Annotated in this window: 18 protein-coding genes and 2 pseudogenes; 7 read left to right on the top strand and 13 right to left on the bottom strand. The window is 43.2% G+C overall.

Features of this window, described 5'->3' with window-relative positions:
- The first annotated feature begins 3 nt into the window (after positions 1-3).
- Entirely contained in the window at positions 4-639 is a 636-nt protein-coding gene (locus tag HWQ23_RS04765) for a glutathione S-transferase family protein (protein WP_375466502.1), read from the top strand.
- A 192-nt stretch (positions 640-831) separates the two neighbouring features.
- Here HWQ23_RS04765 and opcA read toward each other — a convergent pair whose 3' ends face one another.
- The 4 genes from opcA to fbp form a co-directional block, all read right to left on the bottom strand.
- Complete coding sequence (gene opcA / locus HWQ23_RS04760; RefSeq protein WP_292824514.1) at positions 832-2,208, bottom strand: glucose-6-phosphate dehydrogenase assembly protein OpcA; 1,377 nt, start codon at positions 2,206-2,208, stop codon at positions 832-834.
- Positions 2,209-2,497: 289 nt separating this feature from the next.
- Positions 2,498-4,027: a glucose-6-phosphate dehydrogenase gene (zwf, locus tag HWQ23_RS04755; RefSeq protein WP_292824292.1), complete on the bottom strand. Its 1,530-nt coding sequence runs from the start codon at positions 4,025-4,027 to the stop codon at positions 2,498-2,500.
- Between the two features lie 142 nt (positions 4,028-4,169).
- Positions 4,170-5,315 carry a transaldolase gene (gene tal, locus HWQ23_RS04750; RefSeq protein WP_292824289.1) on the bottom strand — a complete coding sequence of 382 codons (1,146 nt, stop codon included), beginning with the start codon at positions 5,313-5,315 and terminating at the stop codon, positions 4,170-4,172.
- Positions 5,316-5,643: 328 nt separating this feature from the next.
- Positions 5,644-6,693: a class 1 fructose-bisphosphatase gene (fbp, locus tag HWQ23_RS04745; RefSeq protein WP_292824286.1), complete on the bottom strand. Its 1,050-nt coding sequence runs from the start codon at positions 6,691-6,693 to the stop codon at positions 5,644-5,646.
- A gap of 338 nt (positions 6,694-7,031) precedes the next feature.
- Between fbp and HWQ23_RS04740 the strand changes: the two genes are divergently transcribed.
- Complete coding sequence (locus tag HWQ23_RS04740) at positions 7,032-7,736, top strand: Uma2 family endonuclease (RefSeq protein WP_292824283.1); 705 nt, start codon at positions 7,032-7,034, stop codon at positions 7,734-7,736.
- A 656-nt stretch (positions 7,737-8,392) separates the two neighbouring features.
- Positions 8,393-8,932, top strand: coding sequence for a DUF262 domain-containing protein (locus tag HWQ23_RS04735; protein ID WP_292824280.1), 540 nt, complete (start codon positions 8,393-8,395; stop codon positions 8,930-8,932).
- 394 nt (positions 8,933-9,326) lie between these two features.
- On the opposite strand, the gene HWQ23_RS04730 is transcribed toward HWQ23_RS04735, so the two are convergent.
- The 3 genes and pseudogenes from HWQ23_RS04730 to HWQ23_RS04720 form a co-directional block, all read right to left on the bottom strand.
- Entirely contained in the window at positions 9,327-12,080 is a 2,754-nt protein-coding gene (locus tag HWQ23_RS04730) for a CHAT domain-containing protein (RefSeq protein ID WP_292824512.1), read from the bottom strand.
- 172 nt (positions 12,081-12,252) lie between these two features.
- A complete protein-coding gene (locus tag HWQ23_RS04725) occupies positions 12,253-12,405 on the bottom strand; it encodes a hypothetical protein (protein ID WP_292824277.1) in 153 nt (50 codons plus the stop codon).
- A gap of 880 nt (positions 12,406-13,285) precedes the next feature.
- A pseudogene (locus HWQ23_RS04720) lies at positions 13,286-13,579 on the bottom strand (aldo/keto reductase); the annotation flags it as partial.
- Positions 13,580-13,614: 35 nt separating this feature from the next.
- On the opposite strand from HWQ23_RS04720, the gene HWQ23_RS04715 reads away from it, so the two are divergent.
- Together HWQ23_RS04715 and HWQ23_RS04710 are read left to right on the top strand one after the other, a co-directional pair.
- Positions 13,615-14,214 (top strand): DUF1802 family protein, encoded by a 600-nt coding sequence (locus HWQ23_RS04715; protein WP_292824274.1) that lies wholly within the window; start codon positions 13,615-13,617, stop codon positions 14,212-14,214.
- 488 nt (positions 14,215-14,702) lie between these two features.
- Positions 14,703-14,969 carry a hypothetical protein gene (locus HWQ23_RS04710; RefSeq protein ID WP_292824271.1) on the top strand — a complete coding sequence of 89 codons (267 nt, stop codon included), beginning with the start codon at positions 14,703-14,705 and terminating at the stop codon, positions 14,967-14,969.
- Positions 14,970-15,027: 58 nt separating this feature from the next.
- On the opposite strand, the gene ggt is transcribed toward HWQ23_RS04710, so the two are convergent.
- Positions 15,028-16,860, bottom strand: a complete 1,833-nt coding sequence (gene ggt / locus HWQ23_RS04705; protein WP_292824268.1) for a gamma-glutamyltransferase — start codon at positions 16,858-16,860, stop codon at positions 15,028-15,030.
- A gap of 388 nt (positions 16,861-17,248) precedes the next feature.
- On the opposite strand from ggt, the gene HWQ23_RS04700 reads away from it, so the two are divergent.
- Together HWQ23_RS04700 and HWQ23_RS04695 are read left to right on the top strand one after the other, a co-directional pair.
- Positions 17,249-20,113: a beta strand repeat-containing protein gene (locus HWQ23_RS04700; protein ID WP_292824265.1), complete on the top strand. Its 2,865-nt coding sequence runs from the start codon at positions 17,249-17,251 to the stop codon at positions 20,111-20,113.
- A 342-nt stretch (positions 20,114-20,455) separates the two neighbouring features.
- A pseudogene (locus HWQ23_RS04695) lies at positions 20,456-21,085 on the top strand (Uma2 family endonuclease).
- 109 nt (positions 21,086-21,194) lie between these two features.
- Here the strand turns inward: HWQ23_RS04695 and HWQ23_RS04690 are convergent.
- The 5 genes from HWQ23_RS04690 to HWQ23_RS04670 form a co-directional block, all read right to left on the bottom strand.
- Positions 21,195-22,118 (bottom strand): glycine betaine ABC transporter substrate-binding protein, encoded by a 924-nt coding sequence (locus HWQ23_RS04690; protein ID WP_292824262.1) that lies wholly within the window; start codon positions 22,116-22,118, stop codon positions 21,195-21,197.
- Positions 22,118-22,750 (bottom strand): ABC transporter permease, encoded by a 633-nt coding sequence (locus HWQ23_RS04685; RefSeq protein WP_292824259.1) that lies wholly within the window; start codon positions 22,748-22,750, stop codon positions 22,118-22,120. The genes HWQ23_RS04690 and HWQ23_RS04685 overlap by 1 nt, the downstream gene beginning before the upstream one ends.
- Positions 22,747-23,505 carry an ATP-binding cassette domain-containing protein gene (locus tag HWQ23_RS04680; RefSeq protein ID WP_292824256.1) on the bottom strand — a complete coding sequence of 253 codons (759 nt, stop codon included), beginning with the start codon at positions 23,503-23,505 and terminating at the stop codon, positions 22,747-22,749. Before HWQ23_RS04680 ends, HWQ23_RS04685 begins: the two co-directional genes overlap by 4 nt.
- Before the next feature lie 188 nt (positions 23,506-23,693).
- A complete protein-coding gene (locus HWQ23_RS04675; RefSeq protein ID WP_292824253.1) occupies positions 23,694-24,110 on the bottom strand; it encodes a hypothetical protein in 417 nt (138 codons plus the stop codon).
- A 633-nt stretch (positions 24,111-24,743) separates the two neighbouring features.
- Entirely contained in the window at positions 24,744-25,019 is a 276-nt protein-coding gene (locus HWQ23_RS04670) for a hypothetical protein (protein ID WP_292824250.1), read from the bottom strand.
- Positions 25,020-25,483: the final 464 nt, after the last annotated feature.

Below are 25,483 nucleotides of genomic sequence, written 5' to 3'. Positions count from 1 at the left end.
TTTATGATCGTTGTTCATCATCTTAACAACTCGCGATCGCAGCGTGTGCTATGGCTGCTCGAAGAATTAGGTATCGAATACGAGATAAAATTTTATCAACGCGATCCAAAGACGATGCTGGCACCAGAGTCGCTGCGCCAAATCCATCCGCTCGGCAAGTCACCAGTGATCACAGATGCAGACGTGACGATCGCTGAGTCGGGCGCGATCATCGAATACCTAGTTGATCGCTACGGTAATGGTCGGCTAGTCCCGGCATCGGGTACGCCAGAGCATCTGCGCTATACGTATTGGCTGCATTACGCCGAAGGCTCTGCAATGCCACTGCTGGTGATGCGGCTGGTATTGAACAATTTCGGGGCAGGAGACAGCAGCGCCGTTAGCGGATTCGTTGCGCCCCAGATCAAACTTCACTTTGACTACATAGAAGGCGAACTCAGTAAAAGTACGTGGTTTGTGGGTGAGGAATTTACCGCCGCCGATATCCAAATGAGCTTTCCCCTTGAACAAATCGCCAGGCTCAAAGAAGAGGTCGAGAGCCGGCCAAAGCTCAAACAATTTATCGAGCGTATTCATGCGCGACCTGCTTACAAACGTGCGCTTGAGCGTGGAGGCACATACGACCTATCCTTTCAATAATTTCAGGAAAGCAACAATACCCCAGTAGATGAACTATTGCTTTTTCCTTGATATGAATTACTAAGTTCAAAGCTTCTGGGCTAAAACCAAGGAAAATAGAAAAACCCTCCAGATTATTGAAATATCCAAAAATCTGAAGAGCTTGCGTTTGATTTTCGCAATTTTGGTAACTTTTATTCTTTCCAGGCGAAGCTAACTATTTGTTTCCAATTGGAAAATATTCGCTGTCAGTCCCAGGCTTTCTTCAAAAAGTGACTCGCGGCCCCAACGTTGCACCTGCTGACTCAGCAATGCTTCCGCCTTTTGTTCCGAAAGTGAAGTCACTTGTTGAAACAAACCGGCGGATTGGGCACCACCGTGGGTTTCCATCCGCATACAGCCACCAGTTTCCGAGCAGATTACTGTACCACAGTCTGCCTTTGGATTTGTCGAGCTGAGGCGCAGGGCAATCAAGTCGCCCATAATCTCACCCACATCAGCAACTGGAACTCCTGCTAACTCGGCTTCTACTTGCCGTTGATCTTGGGCAACGAAGCCAATTCGAGTGATGTCGTAATCTCCGGTTTCCTTTTCATAGGAAACTGGCAGCCATTGTAACCGACTTGCCAACCAGCCCAAAAATAGCAAAGCTTGGGCGGGGTTGCCTTTTTCGTAATCAATAGTTACTCGATCAACTTCCCTAAGCGCCGCGCGACGGTGGGGTGAGTCGTAGGCTTCAGCTGTCAACTCTTGCCATGATGCAAGGCGACGCCAGTTCAAGTCAGCTAAGGGAACACCACTTTCCACCAATTCTTGTAGGTGGAGTAAATCACTTTCTGGCTCGTTAAAGCGGCAAGAATCCACAATAACATTATTGGATACTGCTGCCAGCCGCTTGAATAGACTGTTGTTTGGATCTGGTGTTGCTTTCCACCAGACAAACTTTGGTAAGCCGCCAATTAACAATGCTGGAATCATGCCCCCTATCCGTTCCAAGGCAGCAGCAGTTCCACTGAGAGTTATATACTCGCAGCAGATTAGTGTGCTTGATGATTGCTTTTGGATGGGGCAATAGGCAGAAACCTGAGCCTTGACCCCTTCATCTTCGCCAGCAATCGGAAACAGTGCAATGATGCGGCAGGGGTTGCGGAGGGCAATTTCATCGGCAATTCTAGGGCTTGGGGCATTTAAGCTGGGAATACCAGTAGAACCATTATCCCCTGTAGCCCCGTTTCCTTGACGTTTGGCGAATTCTTCTCTCAAGATAGCCAGGGTTTGAGGTGTTGCTATTCCAGTATCTGGCAGTTTATATTTTCTCTGCACTTGCCGCAGCGCAGCTTCCATCTGAGGCCCTAAAATCCCGTCAAGCGGGCCGTTGTAAAATCCCAAAGTGGCCAAAAGATACTGGGTTTCTTCCGGTTCGTAAACCACTAAGGTAAATGTAGTAGCGCGAGTCGCAGCAGGAAGCCCACCGTCCTCGCCAGTAATGCCGTAGCTTTGCCAAATTTGATTCAGTTCCGCATCTAATTCGTTAAGCGAAATATCTTTTGGTGCCTGAAGTGAAAAAATTGTAGACGCTTGGGGAGCCATAGTCAATTTTGGATTTTGGATTTTGGATTTTGTGGAAAGTCTGAGCGCCGGAAACCGAAGATAAGTACCTTGCGGGGGTTCCCCCCGTTGTGGCAACTTCGGGCGTTGGCGCAGCCCGCCGCAGGCATCAGAACTTTCCAAGACGGATTTAAGATTTAAGATTTGAGGTTTTGGATTAAGAACTGGTAATTTGGTAATTAATAATAGGTAATAGTTTTTCATATTGCCTATTACCTATTCCCGATTTTGCCGTCCCCAATCTAAAATGTAAAATCTAAAATCTAAAATTTTAGAGTCTGCGCCAGCGACGGCCATCCTGGTTAATTAAGAATTCTGCTTCTGCTGGTTCCCAGGTACCGGCTTCATAGTGGGGAATAGTAGTTGGGTCGGCGGGTGCATCCCAAACGGAAAGGGCTGGATTTACTACCTGCCAGGCTGCTTCTACTTCGTCCGCCCGTGTGAACAATGTTTGATCGCCCATCATACAATCAAGGAATAGGCGATCGTAGGCATCGGATGTTGCTTGGATGCCAAAGGAACCATAACTAAAGTCCATGTCAACAGAACGGGTGCGGAATTCTGCCCCCGGCATTTTGACATCAAAACGCAGTGAAATACCTTCATTCGGCTGAATCCGCATCGCCAAAATATTGGCGTTTGTCTGTTGGGCGGCCGATTGGAACATCCGAGACGGAACTTCGCGGAAGTGAATCGAAATCTCACTGACTTTTTTCGGCATCCGTTTCCCGGTACGCAAATAGAAAGGAACACCTTTCCAGCGCCAGTTGTCTACCAAAAACTTCATTGCGACGTAGGTGGGTGTGGTGGAGTTGGGATCAACGCCTGGTTCTGTGCGATACCCTGGCACTGCTTCACCTTTCATCCAACCAGCACTGTACTGACCGCGTACTGCTGACCGTGACAGATTGTGAACATCAGCTAAACGGGTAGCTTTGAGTGCCTTCACTTTTTCTGTGCGGATGCTGTCGGCATCCATTGCGTTGGGTGCTTCCATCGCCGTTAGGCAATAAAGTTGCATGAGGTGATTTTGCAACATATCCCGCAGTGCGCCGGCACTTTCATAGTAACCAGCCCGGTCTTCCACTCCCACGGTTTCTGCCACGGTAATTTGTACGTGGTCAACAAATTGACGATTCCACAACGGCTCAAAAATCGCATTGGCAAAGCGAAACACCAGCAAATTCTGGACTGTTTCTTTACCCAAGTAGTGGTCAATACGATATACTTGGTTTTCTTTGCAAAATTTCTGTACCACTTGGTTAAGACTCTGGGCAGAAGCCAAGTCCCGACCAAAGGGTTTTTCAACTACTAGACGATGTTTGTAGGGATCTTCTAGCATCCCGGCGCTTCCTAGCTGCTTAATCGCTTCGGGAAAGAATGAGGGGGCAACTGAGAGGTAGAACATGCGATTACCTCGCGTGCCCCGTTTTTCGTCTAATTCACTCAATAAGTTTTTTAGTTTCTGGTAGCCTTCGGGGTTGTCTATATCTCCCGGACTGTAGAACAGACCTTGAGAAAAATCTTGCCAGAGTTCCCCTAAATCGACATCAGAATGTGCCTCTTCCATGCCTTTTTGCATCTGTTCACGGAAGTAATCGTGGCTCCACTCTCGACGTGCAACACCGACAATGGTAGTTTCTGGTGGAATACGCCGTTCTCGCCGCAATTTGTAAAGTGCTGGTACTAGTTTGCGCCAGGTGAGATCACCAGAAGCGCCAAAAATGACTATAATCTGGGGTTCGGGCATCCCTTGTTGTTGCAGACCAACGCGCAAGGGATTTTCTAGCAGACTAACCATAACAATTTTGGATTTTTGATTTTGGATGTTTGATTGGGGTTAGGGCATGGGAAACGATTTTAGATTTTAGATTTTGGATTAAAGAATTGAAGTCCAATCCAAAATCGCAAATCCAAAATCCAAAATTCCCAACACCCATCCCCTACACTGGTGACAATACCTTGATCTTTTCTTCTAAAGAGTTCATCAAGGACTGGAAGGGCTGGATAAACTTGTCAATACCATCGACTAACAGTTCATCCATTACGGTATCGATATCGATGTTGATATCGGGATCTTTGAGGCTTTCGATCAGCGTGTAAGCATTTTCTACATTGGTTTCTAAGCGATCGCCTACGTTACAATGATCGGCACAAGCTTTAATTGTTGCTGGTGGTACAGTGTTAACGGTATCTTGGCCGATCAACTCTTCGATATACATCACGTCTCTGTAGTTCGGGTCTTTGGTGCTGGTGCTAGCCCAAAGTAGTCGTTGTACTGTCGCCCCTTTTGCTGCCAAAGCTTGCCAACGATCGCTTTTAATGATTTTCTTGTATTCTTGGTAGGCAATCTTGGCGTTAGCGATCGCTACTTTCCCTTTAACAGCCAAGAGCTTTGCTTCCACGGCAATATCATCAACGCCTTTTTTCAACTTAGCATCAATTTTGCCGTCAATGTTGCTATCAATCCGGCTGAGGAAGAAGCTAGCGACTGAAGCAATTTTACTGATGTCTTTACCCTCAGCCACCCGTTTTTCTAAGCCCCGAATATAAGCCCAAGCTGTGTTGATGTAGCTTTCTACAGAAAACAGCAGCGTAATATTGACATTTATACCATCTGCGATCGCCTGTTCCACTGCTGGCAAGCCAGGTTCTGTGCCGGGAATTTTAATCATCAAATTTTCCCGACCAACTTCTTGGAAATAGCGCCGCGCTTCTGCTATTGTTGCTTCAGTATCATGGGCGATGGTTGGTGGTACTTCGATACTCACATAACCATCTAGTCTATTCGAGGCTTCATAAACAGGGCGTAAAATATCACAGGCATTACGGATATCTGCAAAAACTAGGGATTCGTAAATTTGCTGTATCGGTGAGCCAGCCCGAACTCCGGCTTCGATATCGGCATCATAAATGACGTTACCAGCGATCGCTTTTTCAAAGATAGCGGGGTTAGAGGTAATCCCAGAGATACCTTGATTTTCCACCTGGTCTTTGAGTTCCCCTGATTGAATAATGTCACGAGTCAAATTATCCAGCCAGATACTTTGACCGTATTGAGTAATTTCTAGTAGATGATTGGTAGTCATAGCTCTAATTTGTTTCAGTCCTGTATAGTGATGTTGGCAAAACCCATCAAATAAATATTGATGGTGACTTTTGAATTGTGGCGTTGCCAATCACTTATCGCATCGGCCAGCTGAGATAATTTTTAATACATCTTCCAGAAGTGCTATTCTCCATTGCCAATCCTAAATCACCATGATTAACTTTTAATTAATCCCATAGGCTAGATGCATCCTTGATCCTTTTGTGACCCTCTTCTAATGCAACATGGCAAAAATAACTATCCAGTTGAAAAAAGTTAAAAAGCTTGTAAATAAAGCTTTATTTTTTTTTGTCTTCTGCCTGGCGATACTAATGTCCGTTTTGAGTAAAAGACTCGACTTTTGCGACATCCTCTTTGCTACCAATAATTAAAGGCGTGCGCTGGTGCAGTTTTTTTGGCACTACATCCAAGATATCCATCTGTCCTGTGGTAGCACGACCGCCTGCTTGCTCAATCAAAAAGGCCAGAGGAGCGGTTTCATAAAGCAAGCGCAATTTTCCTTCTGGGTTTTGAATTGTACCTGGGTAGAGAAACACGCCGCCTTGAACCAAAATTCTATGGATGTCGCTCACCATTGCGCCGCTATAACGAGCGCTGTACCCTTCTGTGCGATGAACGTAGCGGATGTATTCTCGAATTGATTCTTCCCACTGCCAGAAGTTACCTTCGTTGACGCTGTAAACAGACCCGTGGTTAGGAATGCGGATATTTTCTTGTGTGAGAATAAACTCTCCTAAGCTGGGATCAAGGACAAAGGAATGAACCCCCTTACCTATAGTATAAACCAGCATTGTGCAAGGGCCGTACAGGATGTATCCGGCAGCGAGTTGCTTATGTCCGTTGGTGAGGAGGTCAGTTGCCTTGCGATCGCTATCAGTTCCTTCTTGTTGGCGAATCGCGAAAATGGAACCTAAGCTGAGATTGTTATCAGTGTTGGATGAGCCATCAATTGGATCATACAGCAGAGTATAGCGCCCAATGGGGCAATTTTCCGGGATGTAATAGGGATTTTCCATTTCCTCAGAAGCGAGGCGACAGACTAAGCCGCTTTGCTTAAACACCGAGATAAACACATCATTGGCATAGATATCCATCTTTTTGACGGATTCTCCTTGCACATTAACTTCCCCAGTAAATCCGAGAACGCCTTCCATTAAACCGGCGCGACTCATACGACGAGCGACCAGTTTCCCCGCCAGGGCGATGCGATTCATCAGCGCACTTAAATCCTGTGCATCTGGCGAAAAACTCTGAAGTTGCTGTAAAACGTGACGGGATAAGGTTGTACAATCACGATCTAGGGCTTTGTCTGTTGCCTCGTAGGTAGATAAGTCTAAAGATTCTGGCGCTTTAGTCATTTTTGTGTTATTTGCAGCCACTAGCTGTTAATTGGGTTTTAGTCGTGTATGGCAACTTATAGTAGTTGCTGCCTCTATCTTAGAAAGGTAATTTGAGAACTTAGATGCGACTTTAGATAAACTAAAGAAATGAATTTTTTGTGACTCCTGCGCCCAAAGCGCAGATACGTAGTTGCTTGTCGTAAATATTGCCAATATTGAGTCAATAATCTACTTAAATCAAATGATTACAGAAAGTAATAAAGGCAACCAACCACTAAGTATTATGTGCAGCCTGAGCTACCCTGAAGTTATGGGAAAATAGGTTTATATTTATCATTTGGGATTGAGAACTGCTTATGTTCAAGTACAATCCATTAGAATGCTTACCTTCATCAGCAGAATTGCCAGATTCTAATGACATCCCTGTGGATAACGAACTGCAAATATTAATTCCCAACTTATTGTTAGCTATATTAGCTGCTATTTGGCAAGCCCGTGATGATTGGTTTTTTGGGATCAACATGGGAATTTATTATACAGCCAATAAACCTGCCATTGTCCCCGATGGGTTTCTCAGTTTGGGTGTAGAACGTTTTGTTGGAGAAAATGGGCGTTCTAGTTATGTATTTTGGGAAGAAGATGGCATTTCCCCAATCTTATCGTTAGAAATTGTTTCCCAAACTTACAATTTTGAATCCGAACAAAAGAAAGTAGATTATGCCCAATTAGGCATTTTGTATTATGTGATTTATGCACCAACCCGCTTACGTCGTAAGCGTCAGCGTTTAGAAGTTTATCGGTTAGTTAATGGTGAATATATTTTACAACCAGGCGATAAAATCTGGATGCCGGAAATTGGTTTAGGTATTGGACGTGAACGGGGAACCTACCAAAGAATCACGCGAGAATGGTTGTATTGGTATGACGAAAATGGTAATAGATACTCAACACCAGAAGAAGTAACAATTGAGCAACAGCAACAACTAGAGCAAACTCAACAACAACTTCAGGAACTTTTAGCTAGATTACAACAGAAGGGAATCAACCCAAATAATCTCTAAATAAACTACATTTAGGGACTTCCAATAAATAAATTACCCAATCTTGTGGGGTGGGCATCTGCGTAGCGTGCGCTTCGCGCACTCCCCCCTAACCCCCCTTAAAAGGGGGGATCTAAAAAGCCCCCTTTTTAAGGGGGTTGGGGGATCTCTTATGCGTAAGTCCTATTTAAGAAAAAAATCGTGACTTTAAGAAAAAAATCATGACTTTAAGAAAAAAATCGTGACTTTAAGAAAAAAATCATGATTTTAAGAAAAAAATCATGATTTTAAGAAAAAAATCGTGATTTTAAGAAAAAAATCGTGATTTTAAGACGGAAAGCTTAGATATAAGACGTAATGAGTTGAAAAAGCAACGCTAGGGCATATAAAATTGAAAATATTCCGATAAATCTCAATTTTTTAACTTAATTGCCATAACGCACCGCCAGACTACGAAACTTAAAAAGCAAGATGTCAAGACACCTTGGGGGGGCGGGTTGGGGGTGAGGTTCAATCTGTAGTAATGCAAATATGCAAACCTAGATTGTGCTTTTGGTGGAAACCATTTACTCACTGATATTAATAAGTGAGTAAAATTACGCCATTGTACGGTTGTCGCGTAAGATTTAATTTACGTAAGGTTGAATTTCAAATCAAATAAATCTAATACAAAATATATGTCAGTAGGACAAGATTTTCTAACACAGTTAAAAAAAGTAAGAGTTGTTAAAAATACAATAATTCGCACAGTCAGGGATTTAATGGAAGACTTTAAGAATGAGAAAATCCTAATACCAGATTACCAGCAAACTTTTGTATGGGACGACGCAAAGCAGTGCCGATTTATTGAATCTATTTTTATGGATATTCCAATTCCACCTTTATTCTTAGTAGAAAAATTCAGGGATGAGACAGGCAAAACAATCTTTGAAATAATTGACGGAGTTCAAAGAGTCGCTACTCTTGGTAACTTTATGAATGGAAGTCTCAAACTCTCAGGTCTTGAAAGTTTACCAGATTTAAACCAAACCAGTTTTTCATCACTTCCACCCAGTATAAGTAGTCTGTTTTTTGAACGCCAAATCAATATCATTATCATTGAAAGGGATACCCACCCAGAAATACAATTTGAAGTATTTGGAAGACTCCATAAAGGGTCAGTTTCTCTTAATGCTCAAGAATTAAGAAACTGTATAGGACTCATATTTGATTTTTGAAATACACGTAGGGGAGCCAGTGCGTTGCGGAGGTTACTAACGCTATCCATTGTAGCAACTGGCATTGCGTTAAGCTTTTTAGCTTTATGAGCAACTTAAGATTCATATAGTAAATACCTTAACCTATAACCTTTTCTTAGTCGTCTTTAGACGACTTTCGGTATTAGACTCAGAATTGATTCTGAGGCTAACTAGATGAGAATGAAATAGCCCTGCCTATCGCGGTTCCCAGATGCATAAAGCACATATCAAAATCTCACCCCCAACCCCTCTCCTTAGTAAGGAGAGGGGAGATAAAGCTGTGCTTTATCGGGGTGAGGTTAAGCTGTATCTCATTATTTGTACGCAAACGTAAAACCATGAATTTCTCAACCGACCGTCCCCAGCCCCCAAATTACAACCAATTGCCAATCAACACATAGGCAGACCAAAAACTTGGTGCTTTGTAGTTAGGATGTTTCAGCAATTGTAGCTGGGCACGGTGGACAGCTTCGGCTTTGGTGATTTTGCCACTCTTAAGTTCTCGATAGAAGGCACTAACAAACATTGCCGTCGATTCATCATCAATCTGCCACAGGGAGGCGATGGTACTGCGTGCCCCAGCCCGTACAGCTGCTCCTGCTAGACCGAGTGTTGCACGGCTATCTCCTGTTGCTGTCTGGCAAGCACTCAAAACTAATAATTCTACTATGGTTTTACCCTGAGTGCGGAAGAGAGTATCAAAATCCTTGACATTTATCTCACCATCGAAATCCAAAATAAAAGTGTCTTCAAGACGGGAACTAAACTGACCGTGGGTTGCTAAATGCACTATGTTGAATGAAGCAGCAGCAATTTCACTCTCTAAATTCTTTTTCTTAAAATCTTTATCTATTAGGCTAGTTGTCGAAACTCCTGCTTTGGTAATGCCCTCGAATTCAGATTTGATTGCAAGCAAGGGTGCAAACTTGGAAAATCCTGGCGGCGGCTGAGTTAATCCGGCTGTTATAGCTTTTAGCTGCTGTTGTACTAGCGGTTTGGGGTCGAGGAGTTGCAGACCGACGCTCAGTGCGATCGCATATTTCTCTACTAAATATTGCTTACCATCATAGAGTGCTGCCATTGGTAAATTGCGTAACGCGCCATCCAGGACGAATACTAGGGTATCTACCCCACTTTTTTGCAATTGTGACTCAATCGGTTTGAGCAGCCAGTTGTAAACTTGATGCCCCTGGGTTTGGACGGCTTTGGTAGCCGTGGGATTGACAAGATGTTTTCGCAGTTGTATTAAGAGTTTCTCTACTTCTGTGTGGGAAATCTTAGTAGTGTAACTTTGCAGCGGTTGTTTGGGAATTTTGACAATTACCTGGAGTTCGTCAGGAAGAATAATCGGATAAAGGATGGCAGCCGTGGGATTATCTTTGTCTACCACTTGATCGAGCGCTACTCTTTGACCTTGTAGGCACGCTTCCCGGAAGAAGTCGTCCAATTCTGCTAGTTGGAGTGCTTCAATCCTCTGGCGTGCTTTCTCCAATATTTTCTCATCTGGTTTTCCTTGTTGGGATTTCAGCAGTAACTCTACTGACTGTCGGTAGATTGGTTCTACGCTGTCCCGGAAGTTGAATTGCACATCCTGATTCACTACATCTTTATTGACTACTAAATCTTTGCGAAGAGACTGAAGAGTTTCCACAGCAGTATCATATGCCGCGATCGCACCATTAATATCTTTTTGTGCCGAGAGCAATCTACCTAACTGCCATTGTAAGGTATAGGTAATTTCGGGTGCATTGCTGCTCTGTGCCAAAGCTAATCCTTGCCGGGTAAGGTCTTGCGCCTCTGACCACTGTCTGGTTTCTTCGTACAAGCTGCCTAAACTCTTTAGAGCATAGGCTTGTGCGCGGTTGTCCCCTAAACTCCGGGATTGCTGGATGGACTTGGCGAGTAATAGTGCTGACTGGGGAGTGGGGAGTGCTGATAAATAATTTTTACTGGATGCTTGCAATACAGCACTATTGACTTTTGCGATATTTTGTGCAAAGTTAACCTGAGCGTAAATACTAGCACGGCTGAGGGGGAGTTGGTCGAGTTGGGACTCAATCAACGGCAACAGAGTTTGAACCTCTGGCCATTGTTGATCTTGAATGAGTAGGCCCAGGTGATTCAGTTGCGCTTGGACTTTTGTCAGAGGTGAGGGAGATGCTGTGACTGTTTGTTGATAATAGGCGATCGCCCTTGCTTTATCCTGTTGTTTACGGGCATTATTCCCCAGGCTGAACAGACTAGCCGCAATATCACCGCTTGATTGCAGATTTCGAGCAATCTTCAGACTTTCTTCTAGGGCTTGGCGTGACTTTTCCAAATCGCCCACTAGCAAAAGGGCATCACCGAGCGATCGCAAACCCACTGTCTTTTCGATAGATTCTGGTTGAGATTTTAACGTCTGACTAACCTGTTGGAGTGTTTTGACAGACCGAGGGTAAAATCCTTGGGTTCGCCACGCCTGTGCTTGATTGATTAGCGATCGCACCACGCCACTTTTATTATCTAGTTGCTTGTAAATTTTTTCCGTCTGCCGCCAAGTTGCTAAAGCCGCTTCCGAATGTCCCATTGTCAGTTGCAGACGACCTTGAATATCCAGCGATTGGGCAAATATTTGCAGATTTTGGTTTCCATCCTCTCCTTTGAGTAAATCTAAGCTCTCTGTAATTGCCTGCTGTGCCTGACTCCATGCACCAAGTTGCTGGTAGGCTAGGGAAAGATTACTCAGTGTCGCTGCCAGTCTGAGGCTCTCCCCTTGCTGCTTATATGTTTGGACAGCCTGTTTTAACACTTCTACAGCCTTAGCAAAGTTTCCGGTATTGTATAAAACTTTGCCCTGTTGTAGTAGTGAGGCGGGGTCAGTGGCCACAGCCAGCGATGTCAGACTGTTAATTGGTAGTTGCGATGAGGAATTAATTGAGCCAGGAACTTTTGCCAGCACGGGTGAACCAAGGATGCATAGCAAACCGATCAGGAAGTACAAAGGCAAACGTAAAAACTGAGCTAGCGCAGTCTTCTGCCAACGCGAAAAAGCGTCTTGTAGAGAAGGCGAACTACTACGTTGCTTTTGCCTGTTAAGTTTTACAGAATTCGCGCCAAAAATCTTAGTTGTTTTAATCATAAGCATAGCAAGAGGTGATAACCAGGAACGCACAGGATTAACTGTAGGTGTTTGGGCTACCAGGGTAATGTTACCATTCGCATCCATTACTCATGCCTGAGCTTCCACAATCTTATTTCTCGTGGTTTGGATGAGGTTTTACCCCATTTGTGACAGGTTAAGAATGAAATTAGTTTTGTCAATAGTAGTTAGGCTGCAAATTAACCCAGTCAGTGGGTATTGAATTAAATACTGTACGTCCCTTGAGGTTCAGAATAAGTGATGCTTTTTTTAATGAGGCGATGCCTGCTTTGGACGTAGCGATCGCTACGTCCAAAATTGTGTTTTCCACCCCCGTTTTTGACAAAATTTTAAGCAATATTGTTTATTGACAAATAGTTCCATCCTTAACAGATTAAGGATGGAACTGATGCCATTTTTTGGCGAAGCTATTAGACATCTCCAGAAATTAAATATGCGTTATCTAGAACCCTTGTAGAGACGTAGCAATGCTACGTCTCTACATTCTTTTTCAGCAGATGTCTATTGTAAATTAGGGAATATTTGTTTCACCCATGAGAGTCTGTTAGTTTAATCCCATTTGGGTTGTACACCGATTGAACAAGCTCTTTTTTTACGTCCTTCAATCCATCAGGAGTGAATATTGCGATCGCATATCCATTAACGCGTGAATCATAAACTTTGTTAATGTTATCCTAGTCTCACAACTAGCTCCTCAAACCTTAATTCTGGCACTTGCTGCTGCACTGAGAAAAATTATATTACTATAAAATACCAAAAACCTGGTCAAGGTTGACCAGGTTTCATCGAGTTCACAGGTTTCAAATTGTTAAACTAATTAAATAATTGAAGTTAATAACTAGGGTGGACTAAACAATGAACAAACTCAGCATCATTGCGTTTTTCCGCTTTGGGATTTGGCTTTGCCTTCTACATTAGGCTTTTTACCACTTCTATATTTGATCTGCTGAAATTTGCTTGGGCTGATGACAGGGGACACTCAGTCATTTTCCCTTTTTGTTTGATTTTCTTTTGTTTGGTGTCCTACTATTTAAGTTATCACTTAGTTTATGAGTTGCAACCCTTGGTTTACTAAAGTTGACGTTTTGTTAGATTTTGCAATCTAGCTCTATAAAGTTGATCCCCAACACTCTTTTTAAGAGAGTTGAAGGGATCTTCGAGAATTAAACATGGCTAACTAAACAGCATTGTCACCAATTCCACATAATTGGACTGTTATCAAGATGGTTAGTGACACTACGTCCAATAGCGTCAATTTCTGCCAATTGGGCGGCTAATGCGTTGTCTATTGCTTGTTCGGGATAACGCGCCCCGGCAATATCTGACGACAAGCCGCTACGCGTCTACGCATTTGTTTAGGGTTGAGCAATTAACCACGCCAAAGCTAACTGAGCAAGGGTACAATTAGGAAGAAGAGCTATAGAATGCAGTTGTTGTAGCGCTTATTGAGTACGTTCAAAGTTTTCGCGTTGAAACAATTTATGAGTCTTAGCTTGAAATTAAATCAGAGTTACCATAGATGTTGATGGAATCGACTACAACTTTTCATGCTCTCAAAGAATGGGCAGTCGCCGTAAATGCTTTAGAAGACGGTAAAACAATTATGTTGCTCCGCAAAGGGGGTATCCATGAACGGAATGGACATTTCCAAGTTGCCCACAAGCAAATTTTGCTTTATCCTACTTATGAACATCAACAAGCTTTCATGCTGAAAGCTGAATATGCCAATCATGTTTATCCAGTAACATCAGGTTGGCATCCTGAAACAGTTCGCATCGGCAGTTGGGCTGAAATTACAGATATTTTGCCAGTGAGTGACGAGTCTATTGTCAACACTTTACTTCCCTTCCATATTTGGAACGAGCATTTTATTAGCGATCGCCTCAAATGGAAACCACGTCAACCGCTTTATATTCTCCTGTTGCGGACATATAAACTTCCCCAAGAGCAAGAAATTCCCTATTACACCAAATACGGTGGCTGTAAATCATGGATTGATTTAGATCAACAAATTCAGTTGCAAGCAGCAAAACCAGTTTTATCTAACTTTGCATACACTCAACTAGTAGAGAAAATTCGCCAGATTGTCGGCGATAAGTTGTATGCTCCATCCTTCTAATAACTCAAGTTGCTGCCCAGATACCCGACTTATTCAATAAGTCGGGTATCTAAATCTAGCGATTAGACATAGGCGTGAAATTAAATATGCGTTACTCAGAACCCTTGTAGAGACGTAGCAGTGCTACGTCTCTACATTCTTTTTCACGCCTATGTCTATTTAGCTGTAATCTGCGCTTATGTGTGTAAGCAGGAAAACAAATAGTCTGATTGCAAACTTCAGTCAAAATAGTAGTTATTGTTACACCCAGTCACAAATAACGCGGATAACATTAGAAAAATCTCCCTTAAAAGGAAACTCAGGGAAAGCTGTTTATCTTTCCTACTAGCAGCTTTCTCAGGCTATGACTTGTTAAGCAGGTATTTCGTAGTGGATAGAACTTAATTACACTTTGTCTAAAGTATTAGGCAAAAAATTACCCCCAAGGGTGATAAAGGGCTTGACAAAAGTCTGCTATTATGCATTTAAATAAAACAAAGGAGTTTGCAATGCATCGACAAATGTGCTGGTTATCTAAGTCTGGTGGCGACGGAGAGAAAATTTTGTATTTGCAGACAGAACCCAATCAACCTTGGCGTCCCTACACAGCTTTTGGACATTTTGCAGTCCCAGATTATAAAATACAAGGTGGTTCTAAAGGTTGGGCAACTTATCAAAAACTTCTCAAAGCAGGTTGGACTCTAGTACCTAGCAAACGGGCAAACGAGTTTGGCAGCAGCAGCAGCTACGCAGAGTCAACAGTCCAAAATCAATAGTTAGGAGTTAGGAGTTAGGAGTTAGGAGTCATTTTTTCCTCCTTGTCCCCACTCTCCCTTACAAACCTCTGGGTGAACCTTCACCGCGAGGATCAGCCGCACCTTCTAGAGTTCCATCAGGTGTTACAGCGATCGCATTACCATTACCCCAAGGAGTAGTTTCCTTTATTTTGTGTCCCCGACGGCGTAAGTCTTGCATAGTCAGAGCATCCAAGCCCCAAGATTCGACGCGCAACTCATCGGGAAGCCATTGATGATGTATGCGTGGAACAGAAACAGCCGCACCAACATCCATGTTATATTCCAGCACATTCAGGATCACTTGTAAAACTTGGGTGATGATCGTGCTACCACCAGGCGCACCTGCTGCCATGCGGAAATGACCATTTTCAGTGACAATTGTGGGAGTCATGCTGGATAGGGGAGTTTTGCGGGGTGCAATGCTGTTGGCATCATTACCAACCAAACCAAAGGCATTAGGCACTCCTGGCGCAGAAGCAAAATCATCCATCTCATTGTTGAGGACAATTCCAGTTCCCGGTGTCACCACAGCAGCACCAAAAATGAGATTAATCGTGAAAGTCAGACTTACGGCGTTGCGTTCTTCATCCACAACAGTCAGATGAGTGGTTTGGGGAGATTCATGGCGGCTTGTGTTCGTTTGTAGAGACTGAAGGGATGATGGGATGATATTTTCTGCCGATTTCTGAATATTAGCTTGACTAAAACGTTGTAGGGTTTCTTTGTCTACTGGCTTGACCTCGGTCGAGGGTCTAGCCACTTGCATATTAATTTCTTGACGACGTTTTTTGGCGTAAGCTGGACTGATCAGTTCTTGTACAGGGACTTTCACAAAATCTGGATCGCCTAAATATTGGGAGCGATCGGCGTAAGCAATCTTCATTGCTTCAACCATTAAATGTATCGCGTCGGGATGATGCCATCCCAAAGATTTTAAATCAGTGCCACCGATAATATTTAAAATCTGCAATAGATGAACGCCTCCCGATGATGGTGGTGGCATTGAGCAAATTTTAGCTTTGCGAAAGTTTCCACAAACGGGAGTACGCCAGATTGGTTTGTAGGCTTTGAGGTCTTCGAGAGTAATTAAACCACTATTTTTTACCATATCAGAAGCGATCGCACGCGCAATACTTCCGGTGTAAAAACTTTGGGGATTTTGGGCAATTTCTGTTAATGTGCGTGCCAAATCACGCTGTACCAGTTTCTCCCCTGGTTTATAAAATTCCCCATTGCGAGTGAAAATTTCTCGCGCTGCTGGATTGTTGAGAATTGCTTGCTTGGAAAATTGGTTTGTTTGCAGAGAACGCCAAGTTGGTGCATCGCCAATAACAAAGCCATATGCAGCGAGTGCGATCGCAGGTTTCATCACTTCTTGCCAAGAAAGCTTACCATAGCGACGATGCACTTCATATAGTCCCGCTACCGTTCCTGGTGTCCCTACTGCCAAATAACCATTAATACTTGCATTCGGGCGCACCTTTCCTTTTGCGTCTAAATACATATTTCTTGTAGCTTTCAAGGGTGCGCGTTCGCGGAAATCTAGCGCTTTAATTTCGCCAGTTTTCTCAGAGTGCATCAGCAAAAATCCGCCGCCACCGATTCCGGCTGAAAAAGGCTCAAGTACAGAGATTGCAAAAGTTGTAGCTACGGCTGCATCAACTGCATTACCACCTTTGCGTAACATCGAAATTCCCGCTTCACTCGCTAGGGGATGGGCTGAAACTACCATTCCCTTTTTGCTGCGTAGGGGTAAAGTTAAAGCAGCCGAGGCGACTTGGCTATAAACAAGGAGGGTGAAAGAAAAAACTGCGATCGCTACGTGCGCCGCAGGCACCGCAACTCGCTTGGCTTTAGTAACAGCAGGCATTTTTATACCATTCCTCATAAAATCTTATACATATTTAGCATTTTAGTGTACTTAATTTATCAGATTTTGATTCCCATTGTTTGCCTAGCTTGCCGCCTTCTCTACGAGACGCTCCGCGAACGGCATCGCTCTCCTACTACCCCTTGAACGGTTAGAGCCTATTTATAAAGTAAATATTTAAGTAGGGGTGTTACGGCTGTGTAGGAATTTGAGGGTTTGAGAAAGTCTAATTTAGCCGTAACGCACCATATTCCCAGGTGCCGTACTGTCAGCGATAACGCACGTTATAATTTAACATTTACTTTATAAATTTATTTTATAAAACAGCACTAACTAAATTATTGACAACTAAAGTTACTCCAAAAATCGATTCAGGTAGGAAAAATTTATGGCAATTACCATTGGAACCAACGGTAACGATACCCTACAGGGCTTTTCCAATCAGGATTTCTACGACGGCGTAACCACCGTAACTGGTGGCGGTGGCAAGGATATATTTGTTTACAGCGAGGACATAGGTTACTTGAACAGTGTAATCACTGATTTCGGTGGAGTAGGCAAAGGAACAAACCCCACGGCAGCAGTCATTGCTGAAGTGGATACCCTAAATTTCCAGAACTATAATAGTGGCTTGACTGCCCAGAACTTGATCCTCACCCAGAATGGCACAAGTTTGGAAATCAGCTTTCAAGGGTTTATTTTTCACAAAATCATCTTGGAAAACTTTGCCCTGGAAAACCTGGATAACCTCACCAAATCCACTGGAGCCACTGTAAACTCTGGCAATATACTTTTTGATGGGCAAACTACCATCACCGACAGCTTTGATGTCTTCAATGCTAACTCCACCCAAAGCACTGTGTTTAGAAAAAACACAGTCACCTTCCTAAACGACCTCGACAACAATGTTAGTGGATTTGACAATTCAAATGATGTGATCAATGGTCAAGGGGGTAATGACATTATTGAAGGCTTAAGTGGCAATGACCTTTTGAGGGGTGGTGCGGGCAATAATACCCTCAACGGTGGTGTTGGTGACGACTCTTTGGATGCTGACTCCCCCTCAAGCAATAATCTGCTTAATGGTGGCGATGGCAATGATTCTCTGACAGCCTCTGGCAGTTACTACTACAACACCTACAACGGACAAGGCGACGATCGCTCTTTAGGCAATAATACCCTCAACGGTGGTGCTGGTGCTGATACTTTAAATGCTAGCGGTTCATTCGGCGATAACCTCTTAGATGGGGGTGATGGCGATGATTCTCTCTCTATCTCTGGGAATGTAAGTAGTGCCGAGTACACATTATATAGGTCTGTCTCAAATGGCGATAACACCCTCAACGGGGGTGCTGGTAATGATATCTTGAGTACTAGTGGTTCATCAGGCAATAACCTGCTTTTTGGAGGCGATGGCAATGATTTTCTAGACATCTCTGGCTTTAGTTACCTATATCCTGACTCCTACTTCAACTCTCGCTCATCTGGCAATAACCTCCTCTCTGGGGGCGATGGCAATGATAGTCTAACAGCATCTGGTGCCACTGGTAATAACACCCTCAACGGTGGTAATGGCGATGATAGCCTTACAGGCGGCGGTGGTAAAGATAGCCTCACAGGCGGCGGTGGTAAGGATAAATTTGTTTATAAAGGCTTAAGTAACGAAACGATTAATACTGGCACTTATACGATCGCCGATTTTACTGGAGTAGGTAAAGGAAAAAACCCCACAGCAGCAGTCATAGCCGAAGTGGATACTCTAATATTCCAGGACAATAGTAGCTTCACTGCCGACAATTTGCTTCTCACCCAGAATGGCACAAGTTTGGAAATCAGCTTTCAAGGGTATGGTAATACCAGATTCATCCTGGAAAACTTTGCCCTGGAAAACTTGGATAACCTCACCAAATCTACTGGAGCCACCGTAGATTTGGGCAATATTCTGTTTTATGGGCAAACTACTATCACTGACAGCTTTGATGTCTTCAATGCTGACTCCACCCAAAGCACTGTCTTTAAAAAAAACACAGTCACCTTCCTAAACGACCTCGACAACAATGTTAGTGGATTTGATAATTCAAATGATGTCATCAATGGTCAAGGGGGTGATGACATTATTGAAGGCTTAAGTGGCAATGATACTCTCAATGGTGGCGATGGCAATGATACTCTCAATGGTGGCGATGGCAATGATACTCTTAATGGTGGCGATGGCAATGATACTCTCAATGGTGGCGATGGCGATGATTCCTTAAATTTCCACTCCCTATCTACCTTAGTGACTCAAACAGTAGACGGAGGAACAGGTAACGACACCTTGTCTTTCAGTTATAGCAGTGCTACCACGGGAATTACTTCGACTTTCAATCCTACTACCAACATTGGAGTAATTTCTTCGACGGCGGACACAACAGTGTTTAGCTACAAGAATATCGAACAATTAAATATCACAGGTACAGACTACGATGATTATCTTGTGGGAAGCAATGGTAATGATACGCTCCGTTCAGGCAATGGTAACGATACAATAGATGGCGGCGCTGGTGAAGATTTCTTGGATATTAGTTTTTCGACAGGGGATCACCTCCTCAATGGAGGCAATGGCAATGATTCTTTACAGGCTTCGAGTTACATTTACGACGAATTCGGTAATTACGTTGGGGGTAGCATAATATCTGGCGATAATACCCTCAACGGTGGTGTTGGTAACGATACATTAAATGTTTCCGATTCAACAGGCGATAATCTATTAGATGGGGGCGATGGTAATGATTTTCTGATAGCCTCTAGTGGCTCAGGCAATAATCTATTAGATGGCGGCGATGGTAATGATTCCCTGATAGTCTATGGTGCCTCAGGTAATAAGACCCTTAAAGGTGGTAATGGTGATGATACCCTCAAAGGTAACTATGGTAATCATAGTCTCTATGGAGAAGGTGGTACTGATACCTTTGTTTTCGATACCTCCTACATTGAAGAAGGTCTTAATCTGATACGTGACTTCGATGCCACTAATGAACTAATTCAGGTGTCGGCTGATGGTTTTGGTTCCGGCTTATCAGCAGGTGTACTTAAGGCAAGTCAGTTTACACTTGGAGAATCTGCAACCACTAGCAGCCAGCGATTTATTTATAACTCCACTACAGGTGCATTGTTCTTTGACCCGGATGGTAGTGCAGGCGCTACTCAGGTACAACTTGCAGGATTATCTGCTGGGTTGTCACTAACGAACAACAATTTTGTGGTTGTTTAATCGTTATTAGAGTTTCATCACTTAGCCGCAGAGGACAAGAATAGGACTTACGCACTGAAGCCTAGATCCCCCTAGCCCCCGATCAATTAGAGGGAACTTCTAAAGCCCCCTTTTTAAGGGGGTTGGGCGATCTGAGTGTGTAAGTCCTAAAGAAAAAATTTTGATCATGAGGGGTGTTAAAAATAGCACCTCCCATTTCATTGCTTAATACAGTGAATTTAATAAACCAAGGCGATCGCATTCTCAGGGTATAGTCATTCGTGAGAGTTTAATATAAAGCTATTCATTGAATTCATGAATCCTGTAATCGCCCATCTTCCATGTAAATAATGTGAGTTAATTATGGATACCGTAATTACACCAGAAAGAATCGAATTACCACCTGGCGCGGTGTTGAAGCTTTTAGGAAACTGGAAAGACTATCAAGTATTGAGTCAGCAACTAGGCGATCGCTCTTCGCCTCGCATTAAATATCGAAGGGGAGAAATTTTACTGATGGCACCGCTAACAGAGCATGGAAGAGATGCGAGTTTGCTGGCAGATATTGCTAGGGTTTTGCTGGATCATTTAAACCGCATATACGAGTCATTTACGCCCATTACCATGAGCTTGCCAGAAATTAGTGGTATTGAGCCAGACTTTTGCTTTTAGATTGAAAATTCCAGAGCAGTAGTAGGCAAAAAAAGAATTAATTGGGAGTCAGATCCACCACCAGATTTAGCAATTGAAATAGATGTGACAAGCTACACCGATATTAATCATTTCTTGCCTTATCGAGTACCAGAAGTTTGGATATTAAAGGGTAATCGGCTATTAATTTATAGATTGCTCTTAGAAAGTTATGTGATTACAGAAAGCAGCTACTTTCCTAACGTCAGAGAAATTGTGCAGCAATGTCTTCAAATGTCCAATGAGCAAACAACAAGTGAAGTCATTAGATGGTTAAAGAACTTTTTGCATGGACAACACTAGACAGGCGGTAATCGGTAAACTGGTTAGGCGATCGCTCCTTTGTATGCAATATACATAGGAGTGAAATTAAATATGCGTTACCCAGAATCCTTGTAGAGACGTAGCAGTGCTACGTCTCTACATTCTTTTTCACTCCTAATCCTTTCGATTTGCGAAACTCCTGGACAACATCTTTAATATCACGTAATTCTCCCTCAACTAAATAATTTAACTGTCGCATTTCCTCTGCCGAAATCTTTCCAGCAAGTTGTGCGATCGCTGTTCTTAATTCGGGATATTTTTTTAATATTTCTTGTCGAACAATTGGCACAGTTTCATAAGGCGGAAAATACTGTTTATCATCCTTTAGTACAACTAAACCCAACCGAGAAATCTGCCCATCAGTTGAATTACCCGCCACCATATCTACCTGTTTTTGAACCAAAGCACGATATATTAAACCCAAGTCCATGATTTGGGGAGATTTGGCAAAACGTAAATTGTAAGCTTTAGCTAATCCGGGAAAACCATCTTCTCGTTCTAAAAATTCGTAGCCGAAACCACCGCGCCATTGTGGTGTATATTGAGTAGCTTCGGAGAGAGTTTGAATGTTGTAGCGTCTGGCATCTTCACCCCGAACAATCATCGCAAAAGTGTTTTCAAAACCTAAGCTTGGCATTACTTCCAGATTGAACTGTTGGGAATATGCTTGTTTTAACTTCTGATAAACTTCTTTAGGATCATTAACTGCTTTTTGCTTTAAAATTCCAGTAAAAGCTGTGCCTGTATACTCAATATATGCGTCAATTTTGCCAGCAGTAATAGCACTATGACAAACAAAAGAACCACCCAAACGGGGGCGACGATCTACTTTTAAATTAGTTGTCGCCTCGATTTGCTGTGCTAACAGTTCACCTAAAATATCTTGTTCAGTAAAATCTTTGGAAGCAACGATAATATTACCATTGCTGCTACTATTTAAATTCGGCGTACAGCTAGTGGTTAACAATAACAAGGCAAAAGCTAAAAAGCAAAGTGTTAAAAATCTTTTCATTAACTTTTAATTTTTAATTTATTCTCCAACCAGCCAATTGCAAAGTCAGCCAGCAATGCAATTCCCGCCGCCGGAACTGCACCAGCTAAAATTAACTGATCGTTCACAACTGATATCCCGCGAAAAATAAACACTCCCAAACCACCAGCACCAATTGCTGCTGCAATAGTCGCAATACCAATCGCAATTACCGTTGCTACTCGTACTCCTGCTAAAATTACTCCCATTGCTAAGGGAATCTCAACTTGCAATAATAATTGTCTATCTGTCATCCCCATTCCTCTCCCAGCTTCTCGAATAGCTGGATCTACGCCAGTAATACCTGTGTAGGTGTTACGAATTATCGGCAGCAGAGAATATACTATCAGGGCAACAATTGCTGGTACTGCGCCAATTCCGCCAATTATGGGAACGGGAATGAGTAAGCCAAACAGCGCCAAACTAGGAATAGTTTGCAGAATATTCGCTATGCCGAGAATTGGTTGGCGGAGATAGGTTTTACGTGTAATCAAAATACCTAATGGAATGCCTATAAGTATGGCAATTACAATAGCAATACCTACCAAAAATAGGTGTTCTAGAGTATGCTGAAGAATTTCTGGGGCATACTTAACGAGGAAGAAATTTTTCATAAAGTATCTTGCAGGGAACGCAGACATTGGAGAAAAGCGAGGCTTTCTGGGTGTTGCGATCGCATAAATTCATCTGTTGTCCCCAATACTACCAATTCTCCACCAGACATTAAACCAATTCTCGATGCCAAAATAAAGGCTTCTTGAATATCGTGGGTGACAAAAACAACTGTTTTGCCTAATTCTTGCTGCAAATGCCGAAACTCTTGTTGAAGTTCTAAGCGCGTAATCGGATCAAGTGCGCCAAAGGGTTCATCCATTAACAACACTGGCGGATCTGCTGCTAAAGCCCTGGCTACACCGACTCTTTGCCTTTGTCCTCCCGAAAGTTCGTGCGGGTAACGCCCCGCGAATTGTGCTGGTTCTAAACCCACCAATTGCAACAACTCATAAACCCGCGTTTTTATTTGTTTCGGTTGCCAACCTTCCAAAGCCGGGACTAAACCCACATTACGTTCTACGCTAAAATGGGGAAATAAACCAATTTCTTGAATTACGTAACCAATCTTGCGCCGCAGTTTAATTTCATCCCATTGAGTTGTCGGAATACCATCAAATAAAACTTCCCCTTGTGTAGGTGTAAATAGGCGATTAATTAACTTCATTGTTGTAGTTTTGCCGCTACCACTACGTCCAAGTAATACCAGTGCTTCTCCTTGATGAATCGTGAAATTGAGATTTGATACCAAAGGGCGATGATTGCGGCTAAAAGTGACATCGCGGAATTCGACGGCAGTTTGGTTATTTTGCGGCATGAGTGGCTGGCAGTAGAAGCTAGTTATATGTATTATCTGCTAATTTTGTGAGTATGTTTTATATAAATTAATTATTTTCCTAAAAATACCGTAGGGGGAATTCATAAATTGCCCCTACATTTCCTACTTGATCCGTAAGTCCTAAGATCATAAAAACGGTGCGTTAGCCTTCGGCATAACACACCCTACTAGGCAGTTTTAGCATTCTCATCTGATGCTTGTTCTGCAACATTTTTCAAGCGGCTTGACCTGATTTTGCGGACGCGTAGGCGTAGCCCGCCGCAGGCATCGCTACTGCGAACACCACCCGCCATCTCATATTCGCGGCTGTCTTTGCCGTATTTGATAGCAACCACCATCAGCATCTTCTCAGAAAGCTGACTCAAGTTTTTTTCCATCTCTTGAATTTCAGTTTTAGAAGAGTCAACCACAGACAAAGCAGTATTATAAACATCAATTGTGTTACGCAACTGGTCAATTGACTCAATCATTTTTTCCACACTATAATTTTCATCAAATTTGATGTTTGGAATAATCGATTTCAGTCCAGCCGATCTTAACTGAGCTTTTTCTAAAACGCGGGATGTACGTTTTTTACGAGACATAAATTTACTCCTTTAAGATGCTTCTACAGCTAGCTTGCCTCAATTAAAGTACATTCCGGTTCAGTATAACTCGCCATTTTTCCTAATAAAATTTTTAAGTTATAGCAGTAATCTTTCGGGATCTAATTACCAAATCTTAATCTTTATAGAGATAATTGTCTAAACTTCATAATTGCTTTAAGCGAGACTGCTCCTGTAAGTTGTGATACCGTTGCCGTAAGTTGTGATACCGCTCCTGTAAGTTGTGATACCGCTCCTGTAAGTTGTGATACCGCTCCCATAAGTTGTGATACCGTTCCCATAAGTTGTGATACCGTTCCCATAAGTTGTGATACCGCTCCCATAAGTTCTGATACCGCTCCCATAAGTTGTGATACCGCTCCCGTAAGTTGTGATACCGCTCCCGTGAGAAATTATTTGCTGACAGCCGTTAGCGTAGACGCTTTTTAGCGGCTTAGGGACTGACAAATAAAAAAATACTCAATTACTTCTTGTGGGGTGCGCCGAAAAGCCATTGGTGTCAACTTAACGTGAAAGCCAGTCTCTAAAAAGCTTTTAGAGATTATCTCGTTCCCAGTCTCTGACTCTTAATGCCTATTCTGAGGCTCCGCCTCAAGACTTGCGGCACCGCAATCAGGTGCATTTCCAGCCTCTGGCTGGAAACGAGGTTTGAAAAGGGTTTTGGCTTAAGTTGACACCAATAGCGACACGAGCGCCCGTAGCCAAGGGCGGACAAGATGTCCACCCCACAAGTAGTAGTAATTTATTTGTTGTCAGTCCCTTATCGCAGACATCCCGTTCAGAGAAAATGGATCTAAAGGCGATCGCATTTTTCATTTCTATGCGTAACCATGATATTTCTAAGAATAATATCAAGCCCGGATAATTAGTTATCATTCCCACAGTCATTGCACCCCACCCCCAGCCCCTCACCTCCAGCCCCTCCTCTCCAGCCCCTCCTCTCCAGCCCCTCCTCTCCAGCCCCTCCCTCCAGCCCCTCCTCTCCAGCCCCTCCTCTCCAGCCCCTCCTCGCTTGCGGGGAGGGGAGACAAAGCGTAGCTTTGGCGGGGTGGGGTTCTTGGGGTTTAGCAACTAATCAAGCGCAATGATATAACACTGGCTACGTAGGCAAGATCAACTCAGGCGATCGCAAATCCCACTAATCCGTGAGTCACGCCAATCAAATTGCTGCACCCCACCCCACAACAAGTAGTTGAGTATTTTTTTATTTGTCAGTCCCTAAGTAGACTATCCGCTTTTCTTTTTCAAGGAGTATTCTTATAAGTAAGAGCGCACAGCTAGCTGTGGGCCCCTACCATCCCGAAATTTAATTCAGTGTCGCTTATGGCGTATGTGCGGCACTATGGCTGTAA

It is taken from the genome of Nostoc sp. JL33 (genome assembly GCF_017114985.1).
In the GTDB taxonomy this organism is placed as follows: Bacteria; Cyanobacteriota; Cyanobacteriia; order Cyanobacteriales; family Nostocaceae; genus Nostoc.
Note: the sequence above shows the minus strand (reverse complement) of the source record. Positions and strands in the feature narration are given on the sequence as shown.